This is a genomic window from Streptomyces sp. URMC 129 (genome assembly GCF_051386415.1).
Classification (GTDB): Bacteria; Actinomycetota; Actinomycetes; order Streptomycetales; family Streptomycetaceae; genus Streptomyces.
Genome location: NZ_JBPQTQ010000120.1, coordinates 1 through 20610 on the forward strand (window position 1 = coordinate 1; position 20610 = coordinate 20610).

The 20610-nt window shown below is 74.0% G+C and carries 13 protein-coding genes; 11 read left to right on the forward strand and 2 right to left on the reverse strand.

Annotated elements, in window-relative coordinates; genetic code table 11:
- From ACSNOC_RS21955 to ACSNOC_RS21990, 8 genes are all read left to right on the forward strand, one after another.
- Positions 1 to 414: phosphopantetheine-binding protein (locus ACSNOC_RS21955; RefSeq protein ID WP_436749248.1), on the forward strand; the 414-nt coding region annotated here is incomplete at its 5' end.
- A gap of 145 nt (positions 415 to 559) precedes the next feature.
- Positions 560 to 9826, forward strand: coding sequence for an amino acid adenylation domain-containing protein (locus ACSNOC_RS21960; RefSeq protein ID WP_436749249.1), 9267 nt, complete (start codon positions 560 to 562; stop codon positions 9824 to 9826).
- Positions 9823 to 10569, forward strand: a complete 747-nt coding sequence (gene fabG, locus ACSNOC_RS21965; protein ID WP_436749250.1) for a 3-oxoacyl-ACP reductase FabG — start codon at positions 9823 to 9825, stop codon at positions 10567 to 10569. The genes ACSNOC_RS21960 and fabG overlap by 4 nt, the downstream gene beginning before the upstream one ends.
- Before the next feature lie 99 nt (positions 10570 to 10668).
- Positions 10669 to 11877 (forward strand): cytochrome P450, encoded by a 1209-nt coding sequence (locus ACSNOC_RS21970; protein WP_436749251.1) that lies wholly within the window; start codon positions 10669 to 10671, stop codon positions 11875 to 11877.
- 13 nt (positions 11878 to 11890) lie between these two features.
- Positions 11891 to 12085: a ferredoxin gene (locus ACSNOC_RS21975; protein WP_436749252.1), complete on the forward strand. Its 195-nt coding sequence runs from the start codon at positions 11891 to 11893 to the stop codon at positions 12083 to 12085.
- A gap of 13 nt (positions 12086 to 12098) precedes the next feature.
- Entirely contained in the window at positions 12099 to 12869 is a 771-nt protein-coding gene (locus tag ACSNOC_RS21980) for a thioesterase II family protein (RefSeq protein WP_436749253.1), read from the forward strand.
- Complete coding sequence (locus ACSNOC_RS21985; protein WP_436749254.1) at positions 12866 to 14116, forward strand: MFS transporter; 1251 nt, start codon at positions 12866 to 12868, stop codon at positions 14114 to 14116. Before ACSNOC_RS21980 ends, ACSNOC_RS21985 begins: the two co-directional genes overlap by 4 nt.
- Before the next feature lie 29 nt (positions 14117 to 14145).
- On the forward strand, positions 14146 to 15111 hold the full coding sequence (locus ACSNOC_RS21990) for a beta-ketoacyl-ACP synthase III (protein WP_436749259.1): 966 nt from the start codon (positions 14146 to 14148) through the stop codon (positions 15109 to 15111).
- A gap of 33 nt (positions 15112 to 15144) precedes the next feature.
- Here the strand turns inward: ACSNOC_RS21990 and ACSNOC_RS21995 are convergent, their stop codons facing one another.
- The gene (locus tag ACSNOC_RS21995) at positions 15145 to 16005 is read right to left on the reverse strand and encodes a 3-hydroxybutyryl-CoA dehydrogenase (RefSeq protein WP_436749255.1); all 861 of its coding nucleotides are present in this window, start codon (positions 16003 to 16005) and stop codon (positions 15145 to 15147) included.
- Positions 16006 to 16101: 96 nt separating this feature from the next.
- Positions 16102 to 16764: a TetR family transcriptional regulator gene (locus ACSNOC_RS22000; RefSeq protein ID WP_436749260.1), complete on the reverse strand. Its 663-nt coding sequence runs from the start codon at positions 16762 to 16764 to the stop codon at positions 16102 to 16104.
- 127 nt (positions 16765 to 16891) lie between these two features.
- Here ACSNOC_RS22000 and ACSNOC_RS22005 point away from each other — a divergent pair, with 127 nt between their 5' ends.
- From ACSNOC_RS22005 to ACSNOC_RS22015, 3 genes are all read left to right on the forward strand, one after another.
- Complete coding sequence (locus ACSNOC_RS22005) at positions 16892 to 18046, forward strand: acyl-CoA dehydrogenase (protein WP_436749256.1); 1155 nt, start codon at positions 16892 to 16894, stop codon at positions 18044 to 18046.
- A 1099-nt stretch (positions 18047 to 19145) separates the two neighbouring features.
- Positions 19146 to 19784 (forward strand): helix-turn-helix transcriptional regulator, encoded by a 639-nt coding sequence (locus tag ACSNOC_RS22010; RefSeq protein ID WP_436749257.1) that lies wholly within the window; start codon positions 19146 to 19148, stop codon positions 19782 to 19784.
- 32 nt (positions 19785 to 19816) lie between these two features.
- Complete coding sequence (locus ACSNOC_RS22015) at positions 19817 to 20287, forward strand: DUF3291 domain-containing protein (RefSeq protein WP_436749258.1); 471 nt, start codon at positions 19817 to 19819, stop codon at positions 20285 to 20287.
- Positions 20288 to 20610 lie beyond the last annotated feature (323 nt).

Below are 20610 nucleotides of genomic sequence, written 5' to 3' on the forward strand. Positions count from 1 at the left end.
CACCCCCGCCCCGACCTCGCCACCCCCTACGTGGCGCCGGGCACGGACCAGGAGCGGGCCGTCGCGGAGATCTGGCAGGAAATCCTCGGCGTGGACCGGGTCGGCGTGGACGACGACTTCTTCGCCCTCGGCGGCCACTCCCTCGCCGCCGTGCAGATCGGCACCCGGATCCGCGCCCGGTTCGGCGCCGAACTCGACCTGCGGCGCTTCTTCGACGCGCCGACCGTCGCCCACACCGTCGCCCTGCTGGCGGTCGGCGGCGACGGGGACGGCACCGGCGAGGACGCCATCGAGGTCCTCGACCGCGACGCGGCGGAGGACGAGGCCCTGGCGGACCTGTCGGACGACGAAGTGGAAGCACAACTCCGCGCGCTGCTGGCGGCGGAGAACGGCGAAGAGGAGGACCCCTCGTGAGCGATGCGGGTCACGTTCCGCCGCGCGGGCGGAGAAGCGAACGGAGTGGTCAGGTGAGCGACGCGCGCGTGGCAGCCGGGTGGTACGCGGAGACGATGCGGGTCACGTTCCGCCGCGCGGGCGGAGAAGCGAACGGAGTGGTCAGGTGAGCGGCATCGACCTCGCGGGGCTGACGGCCGAGCAGAAGCGTGCCCTGCTGGCCGAGCGGCTGCGCGGCAGGCGCACGACGCGGCGCAGCCGGTTCCCCGCGTCGTTCTCCCAGCAGCGCCTGTGGTTCCTCGACCAGCTCAACCCCGGCAGCGCCGCCTACAACGTGCCCGGCGCACTGCGTGTCACCGGCCCGCTGGACATCGGCGTCTGGCGGCGCTGCGTCCACGAGATCGCCCGCCGCCACGAGGCCCTGCGCACCACGTTCGCCGAGGAGAACGGCGAGCCCGTCCAGGTCGTCGCGGACGACCTGCCGCCCCAGCTCACCGTCGTGGACTGCGCCCACCTGCGCGGCCCCGGCGGCGAGGACGGGATCCGGGCCCTGGCCCGCGAGGAGTTCGCCCGCCCCTTCGACCTGCGCACCGGGCCGCTGCTGCGCATGACGTTCCTGCGCCTGGCACCCGAGGAGCACATCCTGCTCCTGAACATGCACCACATCGTCGCCGACCTGTGGTCCACCTCTGTCCTCTTCGGGGAACTCGTCGCGCTGTACGGCGCGTTCGTCTCCGGCGGCGCGTCACCGCTGCCCGCCCTGCCGATCCAGTACGCCGACTACGCCGTCTGGCAGCGGCGCCGACTGGCGGGCGAAGGCCCCGCGGCCGACCTGGAGTTCTGGCGCGACACGCTCGCCGGCGCCCCGCCCACCCTCGAACTGCCCACCGACCGGCCCCGGCCCCCCGTGCAGACCACCCGCGGCGGCTCCGTCCCGTTCCGGCTCCCGGCCGCGCTGATGGACGAGGTGCGCGAGCTGAGCCGGCGCGAGGGCGTCACCCCGTTCATGACGATGCTGGCGGCCTTCCTCGTCCTGCTCCACCGCTACAGCCGGGAGGAGGACATCGTCGTCGGTGTGCCCGTCGCCAACCGCGGCCGGAAGGAGATCGAGCGGCTCATCGGGTACTTCGTCAACACCCTCGCCCTGCGGACCGACCTGTCCGGCGACCCGTCGTTCCGCGACCTGCTCGGCCGCGTCCGGCAGGCGACTCTGGGCGCCTTCGCCCACCAGGAACTGCCGTTCGAACGGTTGGTCGAGGAGCTGCACCCGCACCGCGACCTGTCCCGCACCCCCGTCTTCCAGGTGTCGTTCGTCTTCCAGAACATCCCGCTGCCCGAGTTCGACGCCGGGGGACTGCGCGTCGAGTACCTGGAGGTCGAGAGCTCAACGGCCCGCTTCGACCTGGAACTCCAGGTCTTCGAATGGCCCGGCGGGCTCAGCGGCTGGTTCGAGTACAACGCCGACCTCTTCGACGCGGCCACCGTCGAGCGCATGGCCGCCCACCTGGGACTCCTGGTGGCGAACCTCGTCGCGGACCCGGAACTCCCGATCACCCGGGTGCCGATGCTCACCGCCGCCGAGGAGACCGCGCTGCGGCGGCACGACGACACCACCCGCCGCAACTGGCCCCAACCCCTCCTCGCCCACCGGCGGTTCGAGGAGCAGGCCGCCCGGACCCCGGACGCCGGGGCGCTCACCTGCGCCGGCACCACCCTCACCTACGCCGAACTCGACGCCCGCGCCAACCGGCTGGCCCACCGCCTGCGACGCCTCGGCGTCGGCCCGGACACGCTGGTCGGCATCTGCCTGGACCGCTCACCGGAGATGGTCGTCGCCCTCCTCGCCGTCCTGAAGGCCGGCGGCGCCTACGTGCCGATCGACCCCGGCTTCCCGCCGGACCGCATCGCGTTCATGCTGGACGACTCCGGACTGCCCGTGCTGCTGACCCAGCGCGACGTGCTGACCGGCCTGCCGCCCGTCAAGGCCGAGGCCCTCTGCCTGGACGAGATCCGCGCCGCGCTGGACGCCGAACCCGCCGTCCCCCCGGACGCCCCCGTGGACGCCGGTGACCTCGCGTACGTCATCTACACCTCCGGCTCCACCGGCCGCCCCAAGGGCGTGCAGATCCCGCACCGCGCCCTGGGCAACTTCCTGCACGCCATGAAGGAGCGGCCCGGCATCGACGCCGGGGACTCCCTCCTCGCCGTCACCACGTTCTCCTTCGACATCGCGATGCTCGAACTGCTGCTCCCGCTGGTCGAAGGCGCCCGCGTCATCCTCGCCGACCGCGACGTCGCCACCGACGGCGCACGCCTCGCCGCCGCGCTCGACAGCTCCGGCGCCACGATGATGCAGGCCACCCCCTCCACCTGGCGCATGCTGCTCGACGCCGGCTGGACCGGCCGCCCGGGGCTGCGCGCCCTCGCCGGCGGCGAGGCCCTGCCCCCCGGCCTGGCGCGGCGGCTGCTCGCCCTCGGTCTGGAGCTGTGGAACATGTACGGCCCCACCGAGACCACCATCTGGTCCTCGGTGGCGCGCGTCGGGGACGGGCCGGTCACCCTCGGGGAACCCATCGCCAACACCGAGTTGTACGTGCTGGACCGCGACGGCCGCCTCGTCCCGCCCGGCGTCCCCGGCGAACTGTGCGTCGGCGGCGCCGGACTGGCCCGCGGCTACCTCGGCCGCCCCGGACTGACCGCCGAACGGTTCGTCCCCCACCCCTTCGCGCCGGGCGCCCGCCTGTACCGCACCGGAGACCTCGTCCGCCGCCGCGCCGACGGCACCCTCGACTTCCTCGGCCGCCTCGACCACCAGGTCAAGCTGCGCGGCTACCGCATCGAGCTGGGCGAGATCGAGTCCGTCCTCGCCCGGCAGCCCGGCGTGCGGGACGCCGTCGCCGTCGTCCGCGAGGACGTGCCCGGCGACCAGCGGCTCGCCGCCTACGTGGTGACCGGGGCCGGGGCCGCCGCCGGCGAGGAGGAACGCGCCCGGCTGCGGGCCGCGCTGGCCGAGCGCCTGCCCGGCTACATGATCCCCTCCGCGCTGGTCTTCCTCGACGCGCTGCCGCTGACGCCCAACGGCAAGACCGACCGCCGCGCGCTGCCCGCCCCCGGCACCGCGGGCGACCCCGGGTACGCCGCCGGGGGTACCGCCGGCTCGCGGGGGAGCGCCGCACCCCGCACCCCCGACGAGGCGGCCCTGTGCGACCTGTTCGCGCAGGTGCTGGGCGTGGAACGGGTCGGCGCCACCGACAGCTTCTTCGACCTCGGCGGCCACTCCCTGCTCGCCACCCGCCTGATCGCGCGGATCCGCGCCGCCCGCGGCGTCGAGCTGGAGGTCCGCGCCCTGTTCCAGCACCCCACCCCGGCGGCCCTCGCCCCCATGCTGCGGCAGGCCGCGACAGCCCGCCCCGCGCTCGCCCCGGCCGACCGCCCGGACGAGCTGCCGCTGTCCTTCGCCCAGCGCCGACTGTGGTTCCTCCACCACCTGGAAGGCCCGTCGCCCACCTACAACATCCCCGTGGCCCTGCGGCTGTCCGGCCCGCTCGACCCCGCCCACCTGCGGGACGCGCTCGCCGACGTGACGGCCCGCCACGAGGCGCTGCGCACCGTCTTCCCCGACCGGGACGGCGTGCCCAGGCAGCACATCCTCACCCCGGAACAGGCCCGCCCCGAGCTGCCGGTGACCCCGGTGACCGAAGCGGACCTCGGCCGGGCGGTCGGCGGAGCCGTACGGCACGCCTTCGAGCTGACGACCGAACCTCCGCTGGCCGCCCGCCTGTTCGCCCTCGCCCCCGACGACCACGTGCTGGTCGTCGTGGTGCACCACATCGCCGCCGACGGCTGGTCCCTGGCGCCGCTGGGCCGCGACCTGGCCACCGCCTACGCCGCCCGCCGCGCGGGCCGCGCCCCCGCCTGGGAGCCGCTGCCCGTCCAGTACGCCGACTACACGCTGTGGCAGCGGTCCCTGCTCGGCGACCGCGACGACCCCGGCTCCCTGCTGTCCGGGCAACTCGCCTACTGGCGCCGGGCACTGGACGGCCTGCCCGAACGCGTCCCGCTGCCCACCGACCGGCCCCACCCCGCGGCGGCGTCCCACCGGGGCGACCTGCTGCCGTTCACCTGGGACGCCGGCCTCCACGAGGGCCTGGTCCGGCTCGCCCAGGACTGCGACGCGAGTGTCGCCATGGTGCTGCACGCCGCGCTGGCCGCCGTGCTCAGCGGCCTCGGCGCCGGTGACGACATCCCGATCGGCGCCCCGATCGCCGGCCGCACCGACCAGGCCGCGGAAGGGCTCATCGGCTTCTTCGTCAACACCCTCGTGCTGCGCGTCGACGTCTCGGGCCGCCCCACGTTCCGGGAACTGCTGGCCCGGGTGCGGGAGCGGAGCCTCGACGCCTACGCCCACCAGGACATCCCGTTCGAGCACGTGGTGGACGCCCTCAACCCCACCCGCTCCCTCGCCCATCACCCGCTGTTCCAGACCATGCTGGCCTGGCAGAACACTCCCGAGGCCGTGCCCGAACTGCCCGGCCTGACCGTCACGCCGGTGCCCGTGACCACCGGCACCACCCGCACCGACCTCTCCCTCGCCCTGTTCGAACGCCCCGGCGCGGACGGGCGGCCCGGCGGCATCGACGGCACCGTCGAGTACAACGCCGACGTCTTCGACCCGCCGACCGCCGACGCCCTGCAGCGCCGCCTGCGGCAGGTGCTGACGGCCGTGACCGCCGACCCCGACCGGCCCGTCGACTCCCTCGACGTGCTCCTGCCCGAGGAGCGGCACAAGCTGCTCACCGAGTGGAACGGCGTCCCCCGCCCGCTGCCGTCGGGCACCGTGCCCGGCATCGTCGCGGACCAGGCCCGGCGCACCCCGCACGCGCCCGCCGTGGTCTTCGGGGACACCGAGCGGAGCTACGCCGAACTCGACGCCCGCGCCGGACGGCTGGCCCGCCGGCTGCGCGCGCACGGCGTCGGCGCCGAGACCCCGGTGGCGGTGGCGATGAGCCGCTCGGACGAGTTGGTCGTCGCGCTCCTCGCCGTGGTCCGGGCGGGCGGCGCCTACGTGCCGCTCCACCACACCTGGCCCCCGGAACGGTCCGCCTGGGTCGTCGCCGACACCGCCGCCCCCGTGCTGCTGGTGGACGACCCGGCGAAGGGCACCGCGTTCGCGCACGACGCCCGCGTCCTCCTCGTCACCGGCGACGGCGGCGGCGACGACACCGGGGATCCGGACGCCGACCCGCCCGCCGTCGAACCCCCCACCCACCCCGACCAGTTGGCGTACGTGCTGTACACCTCCGGCTCCACCGGCCGGCCCAAGGGCGTCGCCGTGCGGCACCGCGACATCATCGGCCTCGCCCACGACCGGCGCCGCGCCAGCGCCCCGCCCTACCGGACGCTGCTGCACCACCCCACCTCGTTCGACCCGTCCACGTTCGAGCTGTGGGTGCCACTGCTCACCGGCGGCACCGTCGTCGTCGCCCCCGACGAGACGCTCGACGCCGACCTGGTCAGGCGGCTCGTCGCCCGGCACGGCCTGACCACGATGCTGATCACCGCCACCATGTTCACCCTGCTCGTGGACCAGGACCCGGCCTGCTTCACCGGGATGAGGGAAGTCTTCACCGGCGGCGAGGCCGCCGCGCCCGGCGTCATCCGGCGAGTGCTCCAGGCCAGCCCGGGCCTGGAGATCCGCCACGGCTACGGCCCCACCGAGGCCACCACCTACGCCACCATCCACCGGGTCGACCCGGCGGCCGGCGTCGAGGACGTGCCGCCCATCGGCCGCCCCAAGGACAACAGCCGCGGCTACGTGCTGGACGCCTCGCTGCGGCTGGTGCCGCCCGGCGTGGTGGGCGAGCTGTACCTGTCGGGCACCGGCCTGGCCCGCGGCTACCTCGGCCGCCCCGCGCTGACCGCCGAACGGTTCGTGGCCTGCCCGTATCTGCCGGGCGCCCGCATGTACCGCACCGGCGACCTGGTCCGGTGGCGCGCCGACGGGCACCTGGAGTTCGTCGGCCGCGCCGACGACCAGATCAAGGTGCGCGGCTTCCGCATCGAGCCGGGCGAGGTCGAGGCCGCCCTCGCCGCCCACCCCGCCGTCGCGCGGGCCGTGGTGATCGCCCGCGAGGACCGGCCCGGTGTCACCGACCTCGTCGGCTACGTCGTCCCCGCCGACGGCACGGCCGCCGACCCGGCCGCCGTCCGCGCCTTCGCCGCCGACCGGCTCCCGCCGTACATGGTCCCGGTGGCCGTCGTCGCCCTCGACACGCTGCCGCAGACCGCCAACGGCAAGCTCGACCGCGCCGCCCTCCCCGCCCCCGACTTCCGGGCCGCCGCCGGCTCCCGCCCGCCCGCCACGCCCGGGGAGAAGGCGCTGTGCGAGGTGTTCGCCCGCGTGCTCGGCCTTCCCGAGGTCGGCGCCGAGGACAACTTCTTCGAGCTGAGCGGCGACAGCATCCAGGCCATCCAGGTGGTGGCCCAGGCCCGCGCCGCCGGGCTGCTGATCACCGCCCGCGACATCTTCGCCCACCAGACGGCGGCCGGTCTGGCCGCCGTGGCCGAACGGCTCGGCGAGGACCGCCCGCCCGCCGCGCACGACGTGGGCACCGGCGACATCCCGCCCACTCCCATGGTGGAGTGGCTGCGCGGCCTCGGCGGCACCACCGCCGGATTCAGCCAGGCCACCGCCGTCGCCACGCCCCCGGGCGCCGACCTCGAACGGCTGACCGCCGCGCTCCAGGCCCTGATCGACCACCACGACGTGCTGCGCTCCCGCCTCACCGTCCGGCCGGACGGACGCTGGTCCCTGCACGCCGCGGCCCCCGGCGCGGTCCCGGCCGGCGACCTGCTGCGGCGCGCCGACGCCGCCGCCCTGGACGCCGCCGCCCTCGGCGCGCTCGCCGCCGCCGAGGGCGCCGCCGCGCGCACCCGCCTCGACCCCGCGGCCGGGACGATGCTCCAGGCCGTGTGGTGCGACGCCGGACCCGAACGCCCGGGACGGCTGCTGCTCGTCCTCCACCACCTCGTGGTCGACGGCGTGTCCTGGCGGATCCTGCTGCCCGACCTCGCCGCCGCCTTCGAGGCCGTCACCGCCGGCCGGCCCGTCGCGCTGGCCCCCGTGCCCACCTCGGCGCGCCGCTGGGCCGAGCTGCTCACCGAACGGGCCCGCGCCGACGAGCTGACCGCCGAACTCCCCGTGTGGACCGGCATCCTGCGCGACGCGCCACCGCTGCCCGTCGGCCCGCTGGACCCGGCCCGCGACCGCCACGGCACCGCCCGGCAGACCGCCCTCACCCTCCCCGCCGAGCACACCGCGCCACTGCTGGGCCGCGCCCCCGCCGCGTTCCGCGCCGGCGTCCAGGACGTGCTGCTCGCCGCCTTCGGCCTCGCCCTCACCCGCTGGCGCCGCGCCCGCGGCGGCGCGGACGGGCCGGTGACGGTCGAGGTGGAGAGCCACGGCCGCCACGAGGCCCTCGCCCCCGGCACCGACCTCTCCCGCACGGTGGGCTGGCTCACCAGCTCCCACCCCGTCCGCCTCGACCCCGGGCCGGACCCCGACCCGGCCGCGGCCGTCGCCCACGTCCGCGACCGGACGCGCGCCATCCCCGGCGACGGCCTCGGCTACGGCCTGCTGCGCCACCTCAACCCGGAGACCGCCCCCGCGCTGGCCGCCCTGCCCGCGCCACAGATCGCCTTCAACTACCTCGGCCGCGTGGCCGCCCCCGAAGGACCCGAGCCCTGGGCGCCGGTGCGGGACGACGCCGCCACCGCCACCGGCGGCGCCGACCCCGGCATGCCGCTGGCCCACCCGCTGGCCGTCAACGCCGTCACCCACGACGGGCCCGACGGCCCCGAGCTGGTCGCCCACTGGACCTGGGCCGGGGCCCTGGTGGACGAGACGGCGGTGCGCGACCTCGCCGAGGGCTGGTTCGCCGCCCTCCGGGACATCGCCGCCGCCGCCCACGCGGCTGCGCCCGCCGAGCCCCGGCCCCGCACCGGCCCCGCGCCGCTCACCGCCCTCCCCACCGTGGACCGCGCCCGGGCCATCCCCGTCTCCTTCGCCCAGCTGGACGTCCTCCACCAGCCCGTCGCCCTGGACGACCCGCACCACAACGTCATCACCGCCCTCTCCCTCGACGGCGACCTGAACGAGACGGCCCTGCGCCGCGCCCTGGACGACACCGTCCGCCGCCACGAGGCGCTGCGCACCCGCGTCGTGCGCCGCGGCCCCGCCGACTGGGTCCAGTACGTCGACCCGGACGGCGAGTGGCCGGTGGAATCCGTCGACCTGCGCGCCCACGACGAGCCCGGCCGGGAGGAGCGGCTGCGGCAGGTCGTCCAGGACCAGGTGGACCGCTCCTTCGACGTCGCCGCCGGGCCGGTGATCCGCGGCGTGCTCGTCGCCCTGACGGACCGGCGGCACGTGCTGCTCCTCGCCATGCACCACATCGTGGTGGACCAGTGGGCGTACGGCGTGCTCTACCAGGACCTCACCGAGCTGTACGAGGCCCACACGGTCGGCCGCGCGCCCCGCCTGCCCGGCCTCCCGCTCCACTACCCCGACTACGCGGCCTGGCAGCAGCGGCAGTTGGCCGAGGGCGCCTTCGACGACCACATCGGGTACTGGCGGCGGCGCCTGCACCCCATGCCGCCCCGGCTGGAGTTCGGCGTGCCCGCCCACCAGACGGCGCCCGCGCCCGACGGGTTCACCCACGGCTTCGTCCTCGACCCCCGCCTCACCCGGGCGCTGCGCGACACCGCCCGGCGCGAGGGCGTCACCCTGTTCATGCTCCTCATGGGCGCCTTCGAGCTGCTGGTGCACACCTTCTCCGGCAGCGACGACGTCACCGTCGCCTGCCCGCTCGCCGGCCGGGAACGGCCCGAAGTCGCCCGCATGATCGGCTTCTTCATCAGCCCCGCCCTGATCCGGGTCGACCTGTCCGGCGACCCCGCGTTCGGCGAGCTGCTGGCCCGGGTCCGCGAGAGCCTCGTCGACGCCTACCTCCACCAGGACGTGCCGCTGCGGCACCTCATCCACGAGGCCGTCCGCGACGGCGCGGACGACCCGTTCCGCATCGGGTTCAACCTGCTCAACGCCCCCGGCTCCGCCCTCGACATGCACGGCCTGCGCGTCGCGCCGCTGGACACCGGCGTCGGGGACGACGACGTGCTGCCCGAGCTGATCACCGTCATGCGGCCGAACGTGATGGACCTCTACCTCGTCATGCGCGAGCACGAGGGCCGGCTCGGCGGCCTGTGGCTGTACAACCCGGAGCGTGTCCGAGGCCGGGTGATGGGCGTGATGGTCCGCCAGTGGACCCAGCTCCTCGACCTCGTCACCACCCACCCCCACCTGAGCGTCGCGGAGCTGCGGCGCCGGCTGCGGGACACCGTGCTGCCCGCCGACGACGAGAGGACCGACCGATGACCCGGACCGACCCCCCGGTGGCGCTCGTCGCCGGCGGCTCGCGCGGCATCGGCCGCGCCACCGCCCTGCGGCTGGCCCGCGACGGCCATGACGTCGCAGTCTGCTACGCCTCGGACGGCACGGCCGCCAAGGAACTGGAGCAGGAGATCGCGGACCTCGGCCGGCGGGCGTACGTCCGGCGGGCCGACGTCGCCGACCCCGACGCCGTCGAGGCGCTCGTCGACGGCGCCGAGGACGCCCTCGGCCCCGTCACCGCCCTGGTCACCTCCGCCGCCGTCCTCCGCGACACCCCGCTGACGCTGATGGAGGACGACGACTGGCACACCGTCCTGCGGACCAACCTCGACGGCGTCTTCCACGTCTGCCGCGCGGTCGCGCGCGGGATGACGCGACGCCGGCACGGCGCGATCGTCACCCTCTCCTCCCTCGCCGGCCTCCACGGCAACGCCGGCCAGGCCAACTACGCCGCCACCAAGGCCGGGATCATCGGCTTCACCAAGTCCCTGGCCAAGGAGGCCGGCCGGTACGGCGTCCGCGCCAACGTGGTCGCCCCCGGCTTCATCGGCACCGACCCCGTGCTGAGCCTGCCCGAGGCCCACCTCGAACGGTTCCGGCAGCGGATCGCGCTCGGGCGCGTCGGCCGGCCGGAGGAAGTGGCCGACCTGGTCTCCTTCCTGCTCTCCGACCGGGCCGCGTACATCACCGGCGCGGTCCTCACGATCGACGGCGGGATGTCCGTCTGACCCGCGCGCCCCCCACGCCGCCCCCCGGCCCCCGCACAGCCTCGCCCTGGTCGCCCACCAGCCGGCCACCACCATCCATCCCAGCAAAGGACATGTGAGATGACGGAAGCGGTCTGCCCCTTCACCAACGGCCTGCCCACGTTCCGGGAGCGTCCCCTCGACCCGCCGGAGGTGTTCGCCCGCACCCGCGCCGAGCGGCCCATCCACCCCATGACCTTCCCCGACGGCCACCGCGGCTGGCTCGTGACCGGCTACGACCAGGCCCGCGCGATCCTCACCGACCCCCGGTTCAGCTCCAAGGGCTCCCTGAAGCACCTGGCGTTCCCCTCCGACCGCGCGGCCGACTTCGACCTGGAGAAGGACATGCCGCCCGGCCAGTTCGAGCACATGGACCCGCCGGACCACACCCGCTACCGCAAGCTCCTCACCGGCCAGTTCACGCTGCGCCGGATGAAGCAGCTCGCGCCCAGGATCGAGCGGATCGCCGCCGACCACGTCGAGGCCATCCAGCGCAAGGGCCCGCCCGCCGACCTGGTGCACGACTTCGCCGTGCCGCTGTCGGCCCAGGTGATCTGCGAACTGCTCGGCATCCCCGTCGCCGACCAGGAGCGCTTCGAGGCCGACTCCGCCAAGCTGCTCAGCCTCGACGTCACCCCCCAGGAGGCGATGGGCGCGCTGGGCAACATCATCGGCCTCCTCGGCGAACTCGCCGCCCGCAAGCAGGCCGAGCCCGGGGACGACCTGCTCAGCGGCCTGGCCACCGGGGGTGAGCTGTCCCCGCCCGAGCTGATCGGCGTCGCCCTCCTGCTGCTGGTCGCCGGCCACGAGACGACCGCCAACATGCTCGCCCTCGGCACCTACACCCTGCTGCGCGAGCCGGAGCAGCTCGCCCTGCTGCGCGCCGACGAGTCCCTCGTCGAGGGTGCCGTCGAGGAACTGCTGCGCTTCCTGACGATCGTCCACATCGGCGTCCAGCGCACCCCGCTGGAGGACATCGAGATGGGCGGCGAGGTCCTCAAGGCCGGTGAGACGGTGCTGCTGCACCTGCCCAGCACCAACCGCGACCCCGAACGGTTCCCCGACCCCGACCGCCTCGACATCACCCGCCGCGCCATCGGCCACCTGACGTTCAGCCACGGCATCCACCAGTGCCTCGGCCAGCAGCTCGCCCGCATCGAGCTGCGCGTCGGCTACACCGCCCTGCTCCGCGCCTTCCCCGACCTGCGCCTGGCCGAGCCCGCGGACGCGATCCCGATGCGCTCCAACATGACCATCTACGGCGTGCACCGGCTGCCGGTGGCCTGGTGAGGAGGTCGCTCCGATGCGCATCGCCGCCGACACCTCGGTCTGCGTGGGCGCGGGCATGTGCGCCCTGACCGCGCCCCGCCTCTTCGACCAGTCCGACGAGCAGGGGACCGTCGTCCTGCTCGACCCCGAGCCGCGGGGCGACGACGGCGCCGCCGCCAGGGAAGCGGTCGAGCGCTGCCCCTCCGGCGCCCTGTCCCTCGCGGAGTGAGGAGAACCCCCTCGTGGACACCCCATGGCTCGCCCGGCAGGAGCCGGCGGACCGGGCCGGCCCGGCCGGACCCCGGGCCGCCGTCCGCCTGTTCTGCCTCCCGTACGCGGGCGGCGCCGCCGCCGCATACCGGGCCTGGGGCGCGCTGGCGCCCGCGCCGGTCCAGGTGTGCCCGGTGGAGATCCCCGGCCGGGGCCGGCGCCTGGGCGAGCCCCCGTTCGGCAGGCTCCGCCCGCTCGTCGGCGCCCTCGCGGACGCGCTGACCGGCCACCTGGACCGCCCGTTCGCGCTCTTCGGCCACAGCATGGGCGGCCTGCTCGCGTTCGAGCTGACCAGGACGCTGCGCCGGCGCGGCCTTCGGCTGCCCGAGCACCTGTTCGTCTCCGGCGCCGCCCCGCCCGACGAGCCGCGCACCCGGCCGCCCCTCCACGCCGCGCCGGACGCCCAAGTGAAGGCGGAACTGCGTCGGCTGGGCGGCACGCCCCGCCACCTGCTGGACGACGACGAGCTGATGGAGCTGGCGCTGCCCGTGCTGCGGGCCGACTTCTCCGTGCTGGAGACCTACACGTGCCGGGCGGAGCCGCCGCTGCCGGTGCCCATGACGGTCTTCGGCGGCACCACCGACCCCCTCGTCCCGGCCGCGTCGCTGCACGGGTGGCGGCGGCAGGCCGGCGCCGGGGCCCGGCTGGTCCTCCTGCCCGGCGGTCACTTCTTCCTCCACCCGGCCGCCACCGAGGTCGTCGCGGCGGTCTCCGGCACCCTGTGCGGGCAGGTCGTGCCGTGACGGCCCCCCGGGCCACCGGGGCCGTGGCGGAGGCGCCCGGTGCCCGGCCCCCCGGACCGTCACCGCTGCGGAACCCGGTCGTGCGCCGGGTGCTGGCGGCGGAGTTCGTGTCCTCCCTCGGCACCCAGATGACCGTGCTGGCGCTGCCCTGGTTCGTGCTGGTCACCAGCGGCTCGGCCGCCCGCATGGGCCTGGTCTTCGTCGTCCAGATGCTGCCCGTGGCCCTGTTCGGCCTGCCCGCCGGGATCCTCGTCGCCCGCTGGGGCGCCCTGCGGGTCACCGTGGCGGGCGACGCGGTCAATGCCGTCCTCATCGCGTCGGTGCCGCTGCTGCACCTCGCCGGGCTGCTGCCGTTCTGGGCGCTGCTGCTGATCGTGGCCGGGACCGGAACGGTCGCCGCCGCCTACATGCCCGCGCAGCGGCTGCTGCTGTCCGAGGCCACCGGCGACGAGGAGGCCGCCGCGGTGGCGAGCAACGCCTACTTCGAGACGGCCACCTCGGGGGCGCGGCTGATCGGCCCCGCCGTCGCCGGCGGCCTGATCGGCCTGATCGGCACCCTCAACGTGCTGTGGATCGACGCCGCCACCTTCGCGCTGTCCGCGCTGCTGCTGCTCGGCCTGCCCCGGCGGGCGGTGGCGGCACCCCCCGAGTCGCTCACCGGGGAGATGCGGGCCGGTGTGCGGTTCATGCTCCGCGACACGGTGATCCGCACCCTGTCCCTGGCCGCCCTCGGCTACGGGCTGCTCATGCCGTTCGTCCTGCTGGCGCTGCCGGTCCTCACCAAGGTCCGCTACGACGAGGACCCGCACATCGCGGGCCTGCTGCTGGCCGCGTGGGGCGGCGGCACCGTCGTCGGCACGCTGCTGGTCGCCCGGCTCGCCCGCCGCCTCGCCCCCGTCGTGCTCGGCTCCCTCGGCGGCCTGGGCGTCGCGCTGCCGCTGTGGCTGCTGCCCGTCGACCTGCCCGCCGCCGCGGTGGCGCTGGTGGTCGCCACCAGTTGCCTGTTCATGCCCGCGATCAGCGCCCCCGCCATCACCCTGATGACCACCCGGCCGCCCGAACACCTGCGGCCGTACGTCATGCCGGTGTTCGCCGTCACCGCCATGCTCGCCACCCCTCTCGCGTACGCCACCGCGGGGCTCCTCTTCGACCGCTTCCGCCCCGGCCCCGTCCTCCTCGGCGTCGCCGCCGGGGCGTCCCTGTGCGCCCTGCTCCTGCTCAGCCTCAACCGGCACCGCGCCGACTGAGAATCCCACCTGGAGGACCTGTGGCTCCCCTGGCAGCCGGATCCCGCATCCTGTCGGTCGGGCACTACCAGCCGGCCCGCGTGCTCACCAACGACGACCTGGCGGCCCTGGTCGACACCTCCGACGAGTGGATCCGCTCCCGGGTCGGGATCGTCACCCGCCGGCTCGCCGCGCCCGGCGAGACCGTCGCGGACATGGCCGCCGCTGCCGCCGCCAAGACCCTGGCCCGGGCCGGTATCGACGCGGCCCGGATCGACCTGGTCGTCGTCGCCACCGCCACCGCCGTGGACCGTATGCCGAACGTCGCCGCGCGCGTCGCCCGGCACCTGGCCATCCCGGCCGCCGCCACGTTCGACCTCAACGCCGCCTGCTCCGGCTTCTGCTACGCGCTGGCCACCGCCGACCACGCCATCCGCGGCGGCACCAGCGGCACCGCGCTGGTGGTGGGCGCCGACAAGATGAGCGACTTCACCGACTGGACGGACCGTGCCACCTGCGTGCTCTTCGGCGACGGCGCCGGGGCCGCCGTGCTCACCGCCGCCGCGACGGAGGACACCGCGGGCGTCGGCCCGGTGGTGTGGGGCTCCGACCCCGAGCGCGGCTCGGTGATCGCCCTGGGGACGACGGGCCCGGCCGGCCCGCCCGCCCTGTTCCGGCAGGACGGCACCGCCGTGTACCGGTGGGCGACGCGGTCCCTGGCCCCGCTCGCGCGGGAGGCGTGCGAGCGGGCCGGCGTCGAGCCCGCCGAACTGGCCGCCGTGGTGACGCACCAGGCCAACCTGCGGATCATCGACACGCTCGTCGGCCGGCTCGGGGCGACCGGCGCGGTCGTGGCGAGGGACGTGGTCGAGTCCGGCAACACCTCGGCGGCCAGCGTGCCGCTCGCCCTGTCCAAGCTGGTCGAACGCGGCGGCGTCACCAGCGGCGCTCCCGTCCTGCTGTTCGGCTTCGGAGCGGGCCTGACGTATGCCGCCCAGGTGATCCGCTGCCCCTGACCCCGCCGCCCTGACCCGCCGCCGTGACCCCGCTCACGCGTACGCGTAGAAACCGCGTCCCGACTTCCGGCCCAGCCGCCCGGCCGCGACCATCCGGCGCAGCAGCGCGGGCGCCGCGTACAGCGGCTCCTTGAACTCCTCGTACATCGACTCCGCCACGGCCTGCGCGGTGTCCAGACCGATCAGGTCGAGCAGCCGCAGCGGCCCCATGGGGTGGGCGCAGCCCAGCTCCATGCCCCGGTCGATGTCCTCGGGCCGGGCCACGCCGGACTCCGCCATCCGGACGGCGGACAGCAGGTACGGGATGAGCAGCGCGTTGACCACGAAACCGGACTGGTCGGACGCCTGGATCGCCTCCTTGCCCAACTGCTCGGTGGCCAGGCGGTGGGTGCGGTCCATCGTGTCCTTGCTGGTGGTCAGCGCGGGGATCAGCTCCACGAGCCGCTGCACGGGCACCGGGTTGAAGAAGTGCATGCCGATCACCCGGTCCGGGCGGCTGGTGGCGACCGCCAGGTCCACGATCGGGATGGAGGAGGTGTTGGTGGCCAGGACGGCGTCCGGATCCGCGACGGCCTTGTCCAGGGTGCGGATGACCTCGGTCTTGATGCCGGGGTTCTCCGCGACGGCCTCGATGACGAACTGCCGGTCCGCCATGTCGCCCAGGTCGTGGGTGTAGCGCAGCCGGAAGCGGGCCGCGTCGCGTTCCTCCGCGGTGATCTTGCCGCGCTCGACGGCGCGGCCGAGGGAGGCGTCGACGCGCTCGCGCCCGGCGTCGGCGCGCTCGGGGGTCGCCTCCGCGACCAGGACGTCGATGCCCCGGAGGGCGGCGACCTCGGCGATACCGGAGCCCATCAGGCCACAGCCGACGACACCGAGACGAGAGACGGATTCCATGGACACTCCGTGAGGTTGACGGGAGTTGACGGAGGACTCAGGTGCGGTCGCATCCGCGCCCCAGCATATGGCACTCAGTGCTAAAGAAGAACGCACTCAGTTCCTTCTGCTGCTTCCTTCGCCGAGTGCCTCGATCTCCTGCACCACCCGCCACAGGGGCACCCCGCGCCGGGACACGACCACCACCACGTCGTCCGGCGCCTCGGCCGACCCGAACGACTCGCGCACGAGCGCGAGCGCCTCGTCCATGGCGGCGGAGGCGTCGCCCTCGGCGCCCGAACGCAGCCAGGAGCGCAGCGCGTTGTTGTGCGCCGCGACCACGGCGGCGGCGATGACGTCGGCCCGCAGCGCGCCGTCGGCCCGGCCGGCGAACCGGGTCCTGAGGTACTCGGCGAGGGTGCGCTCGTAGCGCCACACCACGGACAACTCGTGGGTGCGCAGGCCGGGGACCTGCCGGGTGAGCCGGTAGCGCTGGACGGAGAAGACGGGGTTCTCGGCGTACATGCGCAGCACGAGCCGGGCGGCGTCGCAGACGCGGTCCACGGGCGAGCCCCGGTCCGGGTCGGTGTTCAGCAGCCGGGTCATGTCGGCCAGGCACCGGTCGTGGTCGGGGAAGACCACCGTCTCCTTGGACGGGAAGTAACGGAAGAAGGACCGCCGCCCGACCCCGGCCAGGGCGACGATGTCGTCGATCGTGGTCTGCTCGAACCCGCGCGAGAGGAACAGCTCGAACGCCGCCTCGACGATGGCCTCCCGCATGGGCGGCTTGGGGGCCCGGGTCTCGCTCATGGGGGGAACATAACACCGGGCATGACAGGATGGCACTGAGTGTGCATAATTCGAGGTACTGAGTGCCGTCGTGTCTTGCCGAACAGGAGCCCCCGCCATGTCCCAGGGTTTCGATCTCTTCCGTCCGGCTGAGGAGCATGAGTTGCTCCGGGAGTCGGTGCGTGCGCTGGCGGAGGCGAAGATCGCGCCGTTCGCGGCGGAGGTGGACGAGGGGGCCCGTTTCCCGCAGGAGGCGCTGGACGCGCTGGTGGCGAACGATCTGCACGCGGTGCATGTGCCGGAGGAGTACGGGGGCGCGGGTGCGGACGCGCTGGCGACGGTGATCGTGATCGAGGAGGTCGCGCGGGTGTGCGGCTCGTCGTCGCTGATTCCGGCGGTGAACAAGCTGGGTTCCCTGCCGGTGGTCCTGTCGGGCTCGGAGGAGCTGAAGGCGAGGTATCTGGCGCCGCTGGCGGCGGGTGAGGCGATGTTCTCGTACTGTCTGTCGGAGCCGGAGGCGGGCTCGGACGCGGGTGGCATGAAGACGCGGGCGGTGCGGGACGGGGACCACTGGGTGCTCAACGGTGTGAAGCGGTGGATCACGAACGCGGGTGTGTCGGAGTTCTACACGGTGATGGCGGTGACCGACCCGGAGAAGCGGACGCGGGGCGGGATCTCGGCGTTCGTGGTGGAGAAGGGTGACGAGGGGGTCTCGTTCGGGGCGCCGGAGAAGAAGCTGGGTATCAAGGGCTCCCCGACCCGCGAGGTGTACCTGGACAACGTGCGTGTCCCGGCGGACCGGATGATCGGCGCGGAGGGGACGGGGTTCGCCACGGCGATGCGGACGCTGGACCACACGCGGATCACGATCGCGGCGCAGGCGCTGGGGATCGCGCAGGGGGCGCTGGACTACGCCAAGGGGTATGTCCGGGAGCGCAAGCAGTTCGGGAAGCCGGTGGGGGACTTCCAGGGGATCCAGTTCATGATCGCGGACATGGCGATGAAGCTGGAGGCGGCGCGGCAGCTGACGTACGCGGCGGCGGCGAAGTCCGAACGCGGCGACACGGACCTGACGTTCTTCGGCGCGGCGGCCAAGTGCTACGCCTCGGACGTGGCGATGGAGATCACCACGGACGCGGTCCAGTTGCTGGGCGGGTACGGGTACACGCGGGACTACCCGGTGGAACGGATGATGCGGGACGCGAAGATCACCCAGATCTACGAGGGCACCAACCAGGTCCAGCGCATCGTGATGGCCCGCAACCTCCCCTGACCCAGGCTGCTACTACCGCTGCGGGCGCAAGTGAACGAAACGGGCCTCCCGGCGGGACAAAGCACCAGGTGAGCAAGTGTGGTCCCCGCACACGCGGGGATGGTCCGGACGTCATCACGAGTGCGGCCCGCCTGGAACGGTGGTCCCCGCACACGCGGGGATGGTCCCCGGTGGCGCTGCGCCGGGTGCGACGACATCGGGTGGTCCCCGCACACGCGGGGATGGTCCCGGGGGTTCATCGGAGTAGCGGACGGCGCCTCGGTGGTCCCCGCACGCGGGGTTTTCCATCCCGCCCACGCGCCCCCTCCCGCGTGGGCGAGCGCGGTCCCAGGATGACCAGTTCGCACATCAGGGTGCGCAGTGCCGACCCCAGGCCGGGCGTCCCCTCCCGCGAGGGCCTATTCGGGGCGCGGGGTGCAGCGTACGGTGGCGCCGCAGGTGTAGCTGCGGCCCTTGCAGTGCCAGCACGCATGGGGCGCCGCGACCCCCTGTGTACGCCCGGAAGCGGGCACGTAGAGGGTTTCGCGGAACTCGACGCCCTGCCCGGTGCAGGCCTGGCACTGCCGGTGCGGCCCCGGGCACCCGTCCTCTGCTCCACCCATCCCGAACCTCCGCATGCGCCGCATTGCTGCTCTTCGGAGTCAGTCTGCACCTGCCCCGACTCCATTGCAGGTGCCGCACTGTACTTGTGGCATCTCGCGTGCGAAAAGGGCCTGTTCGATGCGGCGAGGTCCCCGTTGCCAGTCACCCAGCGTGTCGAGCTGCCCGGGCGGCGAGTTGCGAACGTGTGCAACTCCTGGTCACCCGCATGTTTTACGGCGACTGGGCTACGCGACGCCAACCCACGCGGCGAACCGCGCGAGCGGCCCGCCGCGCGACCGCTCTTGGCGTCGTAGCTGAACGACCGTCTCCCGGGTCGTCGGGTGGTACTTCGTCTGCAAGGGGCCGCGCGCCGGGCCCCAGCCGTTGCGCCGGCCGTCCGCAGCCACCACAGCCACGGTTACCGCGTGGAAGTCCTGGTCACGTCTCTCGTTGGGGACCGCGCGACGAGTACGTGATTCACTGTTTTGAATACCCCCATTGGTCATAGAGTCGGCGTGTGACTGCTGAAGATTCCGCATTCGCGGTGCTTGGTGTGTTGGGCGATCCCGTGCGCCGTCGGCTCTATCGACACGTCGCCGCTGCCCCGGGTGAGGTGGGGCGCGACGCGGCTGCGGAAGCGGTCGGGGTGTCCCGGTCGTTGGCCGCCTTCCACCTGGACAAGCTGGTGGAGGCGGGGCTGCTGGCCGTGTCCTTCCGGCGGCTGTCCGGGCGCACCGGCCCCGGAGCGGGGCGGCCGGCGAAGGTGTACCGGCGTGCCGAGGGTGAGCACGCCGTGTCCGTCCCGCCTCGGTCGTACGACGCAGCCGCTCGGCTGCTCGCCGAGGTGGTGGAGAACGCCGGCCTGGACCGGGAACTGCATGCCGCGGCGAAGGCCGCGGGTGCGGCTCATCCGGACGCGGCTGCCGGTGACCTGGTCGAGGTGCTGCGGGCCCGCGGCTACCAGCCGTTCTGGGACGGGGAGACGCTGCGGCTGCGCAACTGTCCCTTTCACACGCTGGCCGAGGAGTTCCCCGCCCTGGTCTGCGGGATGAACCTCGCGCTGCTGGAAGGCCTGGCGCCCGCGCAGTGGTCGCCGACGATGGACCCGTGTCCTGGCGGGTGTTGCGTGGCACTTTCTAAAAATAAGAGCCATTGACTATAGAGGCGAGGTCGGGCCATGCTGGCCCCATGACTGGCTTTCACCTCGCGCAGGTCAACATCGGCCGCCTCGTCGCCCCGCTGGACAGCCCACAGTTGGCCAACTTTGTCGCCCAACTGCCCGAGATCAACGCGCTTGCCGACCGCAGCCCTGGGTTCGTCTGGCGCATGGTCGACGATGGGGGCGAGGACGCGACCGGTTTCCGCCCCGACGAGGACGACGACATGATCCTGATCAACTGTTCCGTCTGGGAGTCGGTGGAAGCCCTGCGGAACTTCACCTACCACACCGATCACCTGCGCGTACTGAGCCGCCGCCGCGAGTGGTTCACGCGCATGGCCGAGGCCCACCAGGCCCTGTGGTGGATCCCGGCCGGTCACCGCCCGAGCATCGCTGAGGCGATGGAGCGGGTCGCGACCCTACGCGAACACGGCCCCGGACCACACGCGTTCACCTTCGGTGCTCCCTACCCGACGCCGGCGGGGGCCGCGCAGGTCTGATCAAGGTCGTAGACGATCAAGCGGACGAACAGCGAACCAGCTTGGCCAGCACCGTTGTTGCCGCAGAGGGCAGGCCACGTCGACGGCTGATTGGCCGGTGCGTCAGATATGGCGATGAAGGTCACCACTGACGCGGCCCAGATGCTGGGCGGCCACGGCAGCCCCGTAACCTCTGGCGGGACGAATGACGCGGGACGCGAAGACTGCGCGAATACACAAGGCCATCAACCAGGTCCAGCGCATCGTGCTAGTGTCCTGAGTCGGAGATTCGTCGTTGGTCGGGTGTGACGCGACCTGGACCGAGGATTCCGCCGTTGACGCTG

Coding starts and splice junctions, on each gene's coding strand:
- ACSNOC_RS22015 (WP_436749258.1), top strand. CDS start 19,817: ATGACTGGCTTTCACCTCGCGCAGGTCAACATCGGCCGCCTCGTCGCC.
- ACSNOC_RS21975 (WP_436749252.1), top strand. CDS start 11,891: ATGCGCATCGCCGCCGACACCTCGGTCTGCGTGGGCGCGGGCATGTGC.
- ACSNOC_RS22000 (WP_436749260.1), bottom strand. CDS start 16,764: ATGCGGGAGGCCATCGTCGAGGCGGCGTTCGAGCTGTTCCTCTCGCGC.
- fabG (WP_436749250.1), top strand. CDS start 9,823: ATGACCCGGACCGACCCCCCGGTGGCGCTCGTCGCCGGCGGCTCGCGC.
- ACSNOC_RS21995 (WP_436749255.1), bottom strand. CDS start 16,005: ATGGAATCCGTCTCTCGTCTCGGTGTCGTCGGCTGTGGCCTGATGGGC.
- ACSNOC_RS21970 (WP_436749251.1), top strand. CDS start 10,669: ATGACGGAAGCGGTCTGCCCCTTCACCAACGGCCTGCCCACGTTCCGG.
- ACSNOC_RS22005 (WP_436749256.1), top strand. CDS start 16,892: ATGTCCCAGGGTTTCGATCTCTTCCGTCCGGCTGAGGAGCATGAGTTG.